The sequence below is a fragment of the Microcystis sp. M53602_WE12 genome (assembly GCF_030065455.1).
GTDB lineage: Bacteria > Cyanobacteriota > Cyanobacteriia > Cyanobacteriales > Microcystaceae > Microcystis > Microcystis aeruginosa.
The window spans coordinates 1-7972 of the sequence record NZ_JASJFB010000296.1; the positions used below are offsets into that span (position 1 = coordinate 1).

The window sequence follows — 7972 nt, forward strand, 5'->3', positions numbered from 1 at the left end:
CATAAGTATCTAAGCACAATTAATTACACATCTAAGCCACTACTCCGTCAGACTTCTGCTGTGATCAGTAAACAGTGAACTGAAAACTCAAATCCGATCCCTAATAGCTGTATCCCGTCTCCCGTCTCCCGTCTCCTGTCTCCTGTCTCGGAGTCTCGACTAGGAAATTAATTTTGCACGACTACTTTCGCTGCGGCCAATTGATCTCTGTCTTCCTACTATCTTTTAATTAATCGGAAAGAGACTAGGAGAGGGTCGAAATCCCCGATAGGCGTTAATTGTAGCCAAAAAATCGATTGTAAAGCCTTTTATTGATTTCGTATAGTACCCAAATAATTAAAAAACAGATAGAGATGAATATCAAAGGTTTTTGAGTCAGTAAATTCTGCAAACTCCAGAATAGTTGCTGCGGTTGAGTGACTAGATACCAACTATTCAGCCGGAGAAAACGCCCTAGATAAATACCGATCGCACTTAAAAAATGGAGAGTTATTTCTAGGGGTAAAACTGCTGAATTTAGCTGACTTTGCTGACAATAACTTTTTAAATTAAGTAAGGAGAGAACGTATAGCTGAAAGCCAATAAAAATAAAGATACTATACTGGGGAATTAAAACTAAAAAAATTAAACTTTTGGCGTAATCCTGCTGAACATAAGAGATTAAATGAATGCTATCGGTGAGAATATAGGGAGCATTGGGTAAAAAAAGCAGGAAAACTAAGAGAATTAACCACCAGAGTAGGGAACGATCGAGGGCGATACGAAATAGCCAAAAGCTAAGGATAAAGGGGATAAAGGCCAGAAAAGAATTCCAGATAATCCTCCCGGTGCTAAGGTTAAATAATTGCCAAGCATTGTGCCACCAATCCCTAGTTAAAATTATCGTTAAATCTGCCCAAATCATCCCTTAAATACCAGTCTCCTCTAGGGTTGATAAATATCCTAACCAATGTTTTAAAGATTCCGGTAAAGGGATTCTTTTTCTAGCGGTGGGAGCGATGCACACATGGCGAGTTTTCGCTTTTGCGACCATGATTTCAGCCAAATAAATTTTATACTGCAATTGAAACTCGTTTTCGCTCAGGGATCGGGCAGTGAAATCAATCTGTATTTGATCGCCACAAAAAAGGGGACGAAAAAACTGGATTTCCGCTTGAGTAATCGGTAGGGCAACCGGAGAATCTTTCAAAAAATCCTTAATATTGATGCCAAATTGTGCTAAAGAAAACTCGTAGGCTTCATGACAGATCGAGAGAAGATGGGCAAAGTAAACCACACCGGCCGCATCGGTATCGGCCAGATAAATTAGGCGTTCATAGGACATAAAAAGCTTATTGTCTTTCTAGAAAGGTTAAACTATCTTGTAGTTGTCTTAACTCGTCTCGATGGGCTTTGACAGTTAATTCCGTTTGCTGAGATTTGCTTTCTACTTTAAAAGCCACTTCCTCTAAACGGCCGACTTTTTGCCAATAGAAAACACCCGCGAGGGGAGATAAACCCACAAGAGCAAAAATATAGGGATTAGTATCGGGAAATAACACCGATAACACCAGTGAGAAGCAAAATAAACCCAAGGCAGCTAAAATTGTCAAAAATATCGCTAGAAAGGGGCTAGGCGGCACAAAACCCTGTAATCTGACAATATTCTGTTCGGGTTCGATCGCCTTGACTTGATAGGAACGTCGGTCAAAATAATCTCGCAGTTGTTCTAATAGTTGGTCGTCACTGGTACTGGTAAGATAGACACGCTGTTCGATACGCTCCTTGACGGAACCGCGAATAAAAAAGAATAATCCCACCATGAGCAGGAGAGTCAGAAAAAAAGTTGAGGAAAGAACGGGGGTATCCATGGCGGCAGTTAGGAGCGAAAAAACTTACAATTAATCCTAATCCTAACCTATCTTCTCCCCCGATTTAGAAGATAGACCCTAGGAGCAAAACCTCGATCGAGAATCAGAAAAATTTAACCCCAAGGCAGATTCATGGGCAACAATCTATTAACAGGATTAATCGAACCCTTACAGTATAGTTTCATGCAGAGATCCCTAATTGAAGCCATCATCGTCGGGATCATTTGTGCGGTGGTGGGAACCTACCTGATGGTACAACGTTTGGCCCTCTTGGGCGATGCCATCAGTCACTCGGTCTTACCCGGATTAGCGATCGCTTTTATTGGTAATTTTAATCTGCTACTGGGTGCTTTACTAGCCTCAATGGTCAGTACTCTACTGATTAATTTGATCCGTAATCGTTCCCCAATCAAAGAAGATGCGGCCATGGGGATCGTTTTCTCGGCTTTTTTTGCTCTTGGCATCACCCTGATCACTCTCATCCAAAAAAACAACAAAATTGACCTGAATCACTTTCTCTTCGGCAATATTCTGGGTGTCACTGCTGCCGACATCCGCGATACCCTAATTATTGCCGTTATCGTTTTGTTAACCGTTTTGCTCCTGTATAAAGAACTATTATTCTACACTTTCGACAAAATCGGGGCGCAAGCGGCGGGTTTACCGGTAAATTTATTAGATTTAGGCTTAATGCTCCTGATCGGTCTGACAATAGTTGCTAGTCTCCAAGCGGTGGGAGTAATCCTCGTTTTGTCCCTTTTGATTACCCCCGCGGCCACTGCTTATCTTTTAGTTACCCGTCTCCATCAAGTCATGGGTTTAGGTGTGGGTGTGGGTATTGTTTCTAGTATCAGTGGGATGTATTTAAGTTATTACTGGAATTTACCCTCTGGACCGGCGATCGTGCTTGTCGCTTTTACCCTATTTATGTTGGCCTTTTTATTCAGTCCCCGTCAGGGAATTTTCACCCATCCCTCTAGTCTAGGTGGTCAACTTTCTATCTGGGGAGAGATGAAAAATTTGTTGAGACGACGTTAGTTTGCAGCAGAAGGTGGGGTTTTTGGCAAGTAATCAAAAACAGCCGGCGGCTAAAAAACTGATAACGGCTATAAGTAGTCGTGCAGAATTAATTTCCTAGTCGAGACTCCGAGACAGTAGAGGATGCCCTATCAGGTTATACTTCATCTTTAGGAGAAACGCCTTAAGTATGGCACGATTTTTGAAAAATGGTATAAAAAGTATAAATGTCAATCGATCGACTTAAATCTTAAACTAAATAATCAACCCCGAATCGCCCGGTATTGGAGGAACAAAACAACTCGTGAGTATAACTGATTTAATCCAAAAAGGCGGAGTGGCCATGTGGCCGCTGCTTTTTCTGTCTATTTTAGCTCTTAGCACTATTATCGAACGAATTTGGTTTTGGAGTCGTACTCTCCTCAGTGAGGGCCAGATTTTAAATCGCATTATGGAATCCGCCATCCGTAACTGGGATTTGGCGGCAAAAGTCGCCGGAGATTCCCGCAATCACCCCATTGGTAGCTATCTCTACGCACCCCTGCGCTTAGAAAATCCAGATCCAGAGGTTTTTCACTTTGCCCTCGAATCGGCTGCCGATGAACAATTATCCCTAATGAAACGGGGCGATAAAATCCTTGAGGCAGTCATTGCCCTTTCTCCCCTGTTAGGATTATTAGGGACGGTACTCGGTTTAATTACCTCTTTGGCCAATATTCAATTAAGTGACCTGGGAACTTCCTCGACGGCGGGAGTAACTTTAGGTATTAGTGAAGCTTTAATTTCCACCGCTACCGGCCTAATTGTCGCTATTTTTAGCCTCGCTTTCTATCGTGTTTTTCAGGGACTCTGGTTCAATCAAGCCCGAATTTTTCGCAAGGCCGGCAGTGATTTAGAAATTATCTACCGCCAACGCTGGTTACACCAAGAAGACCAACAATACGCCCTCAGTGCTAACCTAGAAAAACCTCTCGATCGCTAAATCTCTCCCTTATCAAGCATGGCCGAAACTAAATCTCTTAACCACAAAAAGCCAAAAAGTAGCCATATTACGGCTCGTCCGCTCAAATTATGGCATGATCAACACCGCATTCAAGAGGATGTGCAGGTTAATATCATTCCCTTGATCGATGTAATTTTCTGTATCCTCACTTTCTTTATTCTCGGTGCAGTGGGATTATCTCGCCAACAGGCTATCAGTCTCGATTTACCGAAAGCTAGTACCGCCACCACCCCGATGCGGGAAATGTTGGTGGTTAGTCTCGATGATTTCGGACAACTCTACGTCGAAAAACAAATGGTGACTCGCGCCCAGTTGTTCGAGGCGATCAAGAATTATCATCAATATAGTCCCAATGGACTGATGGTACTGAATGCCTCCAGAAATGCCAGTTATAACGAAGTGGTTGGGGTTTTAGACCTACTGCGACAGGTAGGCGGTGATCGTGTGGCTTTAGCGACTCTATCGGGGGAGGCTAATAATCCCACCCTGGAAAATAGCAATCCTTTGCCCAATTTGCCGACTAATCCCACCTTGCCCAGTTTACCCCATCCTCTGGGCAGCAATTAACTAGGAATGGATGCGATAGCTGAGTAATTGTTCTTCGAGGGCGGCAATGCGATTGTAGGCCGCTGTCAATTGTGCCGTTAATCGGCGAATTTGGATTTCATCGGCAAAAGAATTATCGCCATTGACAGCTGGCGCTTGTTTGCCACCGTGATCCCGGAGAATATCTTTATGATCGTAGAGGCTATTATCGGATAACTCGGAAAAACCGACCATTTCCAGAGATTCTCGCCGGGAATGACTCGATTTATCCCCAGCTAGGATAGCAATTTGCTGGCTGAGGCTTTCGACAATATCCTGTAAACGCTCGACTTTCTGCTCAAGACTGATAATCTGTTGTTGTAGTCCATTCATGCAATTACCTAGGGATAAAGGAGGTTTCCCCTCTATGCTAGGCTCTGGAGGAAATGGGCTATAACAATTTCTGATTGATTTAACGATCCCTTTACTGCCCTTAACGAAAATATGGCACGGGAAGTCCCCACACGAGACCGAAGCAGGATGGGGATGTGCCGAGTGCCTCCTTTCCCCTTGATCAAAACCTATGCCACAACAAGGACTTAAGCATATTTTGAGACTTTTTAGAATGAAATAGCCCTGGCATCGGTAATCGCACTCGACATAAAAATTAGCTCACCAATCTAGATAAAATTTCTCGATGAATTAAAGCTCGATCGATTAAAAAATGTTTGCGATCGCTGGTTAATCCCTCTCCATTGGCATAAAAATCAATCCAAGTGGCACTAATATCATTAACTGCCTCTGGTAACTGATCTAATTCCCAACCCGGCATCGGTACTTCGGCAATTAATCGCGACACTTTCGGATCATAACTAAGGGCAAAACAACGACAATCTTCTGCCGCGGCCATAATTAAACTATGAAAGCGCATTCCGATCACCATTTCTACCCCGCGAAATAAGCCTTTTAACTGTCTTGGATCCTCTAAACTAATGATTTGATGATTTTCCCTTAATTGACGGGCTACAGCTTCACAGAGGGGCAAATCCCGCGACTTTTGAAAAGGGACTAAGAGAATAAACGCCCCCGTACTGGTTTGCAAATCAATTAAAGCTTGGGTTAATTTATCTAACTTTGCCGGGGTTAATAGGGGATGGGGACGTAAATTGACGGCGATTCTTGGGGCGGGTAAATCCGATAATCCCTTGACTGATTGAGCGTCTAAAGCCCATACTGGATCGGGGGCAACAATGGGACGAATACCCCAATTGGCGACTAAATGAGCCGATATATCATCGCGCACACTAACTAAACTACATTGTTGCAAGACTTTTTTGGTTAACCAACGGGTAAAAGGTCTATTTAATGGCCCAATTCCCTGCCCCCAAGCAATAGTTTTTAAGCCCAATAATTGAGCAAGAGCCATTAAACCACCGTAATAAATTGGACTGGCAAAACTGGTGACATCCTGCATTAAACTGCCGCCACCCCAGATAAATATATCGGCTTTTTTAAGAGTCTGAAAAACTTGCCACCAATCCCGACTAGGACAGGTTTCCACCCCATAACGTTGACTGGTTTCTCTGGGATTATTTGACAAAACAATAGGTTTAATTTCTGACGGCAGCATCTGCAATAGAGACACTAATAATGCCTCATCTCCTCCGTTTCCTCTCCCATAATATCCACAAATTACTGCACGCATATATCAGTTATCAGTTATCAGTTATCAGTTGTCAGCCAGAAAAAGGCAAGAGTCAAAAGGCAAAAGGCAAAAGTATGGTAAATTTGTCTCCTGTCTCCGAGTCTCCTGTCTCCTTTGTCCTCTTTGTTACTTTTTCCTTGAAAAATGTCTCTTAGTTTCTTAAGTTATGCCGTCAGCTACAAGTTAGTAGTGACCAGTTTTATTCGATTCAGTTATCAGTTTATCTATTTTCTTATTCCCACTCATAACTAATAGCTTAAACCTGATCACTGGTTACTGATCACTGATCACTGATTTAGTCGTCCATTTGCCAGGGTTCGGTGATGTTTTTTTCATCGAGGATATTTTTTGCTCTTAAAATCAAGACCAATTCACCTAGTATGGTGACATCGGGCGAACTATCAAACCATTGTAAAAAAACGGCATTATCCTTCTCCACTAGATAATAATTGTTCACATCCCATTCGGACAAAACTCGATCGATCACTAATAACACTTCCTCGGACCTGGTGGCAATCGATCGAGGTAATTGATCGCTAGGCCATAAAATAGCTACAGGATCGATCGCCTTGAGAATTGCTTGCCAACCGGGGAGAGGCACAATCGTTTGTTTATCCCCCACCGTTACCAGTCGAAAAGGTTCCTCGACGCTCAAACTTTCTGTGTGTTTTATATCAGTTACCGTCACCGGAAATCTTCCTACTAAAGGAATAATTCTGGCTAATTCGTCCTCATCCTGTAAACGATGGACGGGCAGCAGGGGAGCGCTACGGGTGGGAGTAACGGTAAAATCTTGTAGTAAAGACTCGATCGCCTGTCTAGCCGAGTCAGAATGGGCAAATTTCAACCCTTTAGCGATTAATTTCGCTCTTTCGGCTAAATCTCGCTTTTGTTTGCCCCGTTTCCAACACTGGTAAGCGATCGCATCTCCAGGATGACGAGTAAATTCACTGGGAATCTGGGATAAACGGGAAAAATCTTGGATAGCTTTGGCGATATCGTGTGCTTCAGCCACCTCAATCCTTTTTTCTGCCGCTAATTTCGCTGCCCCCAATCTTTGTTCTTGGTTGAGAATCCGCAATTCGTATAGCACATCACTGCGCGGCCCGATGTAGTAACTTAACAAATCTTCAGCTGCCCCCGCTTTGATTAAACTCTCAAAAACTTGGGCAGCGACAATAATTAAATTTTGTTGGGCATTTTGAAAACCGGTTTGTTCAAAAATTAACTGGGAATCGTAGCCAGCTTTTTGCAGTTTTTGACATTTTTGCCCCCAATTCACCCAATTTCCTTCCTTATGAAGCAGCGAGCGCATTAATTCGGTCGCTTCCGTTTCGCTGATTCGATCATCTGTACTGCGAGGCTGTTCTGTCATAGACAACTTGATCAAGCTACAATAACTAAAATTTATCTAATCCCTCAAAAATCTTCAATAGCAATTAAGGTTAACAGGATAGACTAGATAGTAACAGGATAGCTGACAATCACCCCCTTCGTACCTGTTAGGGCAAGTTTATCTTCAATGTCTAGATTAAGAGTTAATGGAAGCATTCCCCCCTCGTCCACAACTAACCCCGGTCAAAGGACGATGAAAACCAAGCGTCACCCCAAAGATAGTGCCTTGGGTTTAGTCTCTACCCTCAGCTTTCCGGCGATCGTCGGGACGGCGGATATGATGCTAAAATCGGCAGAAGTTACCCTCGTGGGTTACGAAAAAATTGGCGGTGGTCACTGTACGGCGATCGTGCGTGGTAATATTGCCGATGTGCGGTTAGCAGTGGAAGAAGGGGCAAAAACCGCCGCACAGTTCGGACAATTGGTATCTAAATCGGTTATTCCCCGACCGATGCCCAATTTAGAGGTAATTTTCCC

Annotated in this window: 11 protein-coding genes; 5 read left to right on the forward strand and 6 right to left on the reverse strand. The window is 43.3% G+C overall.

The window, feature by feature from the left end; translation table 11 throughout:
- Positions 1 to 274: 274 nt before the first annotated feature.
- The 3 genes from PX482_RS10535 to PX482_RS10545 are packed head-to-tail and all read right to left on the reverse strand — an operon-like array spanning position 275 to position 1850.
- Positions 275 to 904, reverse strand: coding sequence for a DUF1361 domain-containing protein (locus PX482_RS10535; protein WP_002760675.1), 630 nt, complete (start codon positions 902 to 904; stop codon positions 275 to 277).
- 3 nt (positions 905 to 907) lie between these two features.
- Entirely contained in the window at positions 908 to 1324 is a 417-nt protein-coding gene (locus tag PX482_RS10540; RefSeq protein WP_002760673.1) for an acyl-CoA thioesterase, read from the reverse strand.
- A gap of 7 nt (positions 1325 to 1331) precedes the next feature.
- Positions 1332 to 1850, reverse strand: coding sequence for a cofactor assembly of complex C subunit B (locus PX482_RS10545; protein ID WP_002734244.1), 519 nt, complete (start codon positions 1848 to 1850; stop codon positions 1332 to 1334).
- 132 nt (positions 1851 to 1982) lie between these two features.
- On the opposite strand from PX482_RS10545, the gene PX482_RS10550 reads away from it, so the two are divergent.
- The 3 genes from PX482_RS10550 (at position 1983) to PX482_RS10560 (ending at position 4437) form a co-directional block, all read left to right on the forward strand.
- A complete protein-coding gene (locus PX482_RS10550) occupies positions 1983 to 2888 on the forward strand; it encodes a metal ABC transporter permease (RefSeq protein ID WP_002760671.1) in 906 nt (301 codons plus the stop codon).
- A gap of 322 nt (positions 2889 to 3210) precedes the next feature.
- A complete protein-coding gene (locus PX482_RS10555) occupies positions 3211 to 3849 on the forward strand; it encodes a MotA/TolQ/ExbB proton channel family protein (protein WP_002760669.1) in 639 nt (212 codons plus the stop codon).
- A gap of 18 nt (positions 3850 to 3867) precedes the next feature.
- Positions 3868 to 4437, forward strand: coding sequence for an ExbD/TolR family protein (locus PX482_RS10560; protein WP_288028180.1), 570 nt, complete (start codon positions 3868 to 3870; stop codon positions 4435 to 4437).
- On the opposite strand, the gene PX482_RS10565 is transcribed toward PX482_RS10560, so the two are convergent.
- A complete protein-coding gene (locus PX482_RS10565; protein WP_002760665.1) occupies positions 4438 to 4788 on the reverse strand; it encodes a hypothetical protein in 351 nt (116 codons plus the stop codon).
- Between the two features lie 274 nt (positions 4789 to 5062).
- The gene (csaB, locus tag PX482_RS10570) at positions 5063 to 6100 is read right to left on the reverse strand and encodes a polysaccharide pyruvyl transferase CsaB (RefSeq protein ID WP_288028177.1); all 1038 of its coding nucleotides are present in this window, start codon (positions 6098 to 6100) and stop codon (positions 5063 to 5065) included.
- Between csaB and PX482_RS10575 the strand changes: the two genes are divergently transcribed.
- Positions 6046 to 6255 carry a hypothetical protein gene (locus PX482_RS10575; RefSeq protein WP_288122421.1) on the forward strand — a complete coding sequence of 70 codons (210 nt, stop codon included), beginning with the start codon at positions 6046 to 6048 and terminating at the stop codon, positions 6253 to 6255. The genes csaB and PX482_RS10575 overlap by 55 nt on opposite strands.
- Positions 6256 to 6395: 140 nt before the next feature.
- On the opposite strand, the gene PX482_RS10580 is transcribed toward PX482_RS10575, so the two are convergent.
- The gene (locus PX482_RS10580) at positions 6396 to 7475 is read right to left on the reverse strand and encodes a RuBisCO accumulation factor 1 (RefSeq protein ID WP_288028175.1); all 1080 of its coding nucleotides are present in this window, start codon (positions 7473 to 7475) and stop codon (positions 6396 to 6398) included.
- A 213-nt stretch (positions 7476 to 7688) separates the two neighbouring features.
- Between PX482_RS10580 and PX482_RS10585 the strand changes: the two genes are divergently transcribed.
- On the forward strand, positions 7689 to 7972 hold a 284-nt coding region (locus tag PX482_RS10585), incomplete at its 3' end, for a BMC domain-containing protein (protein ID WP_288122419.1).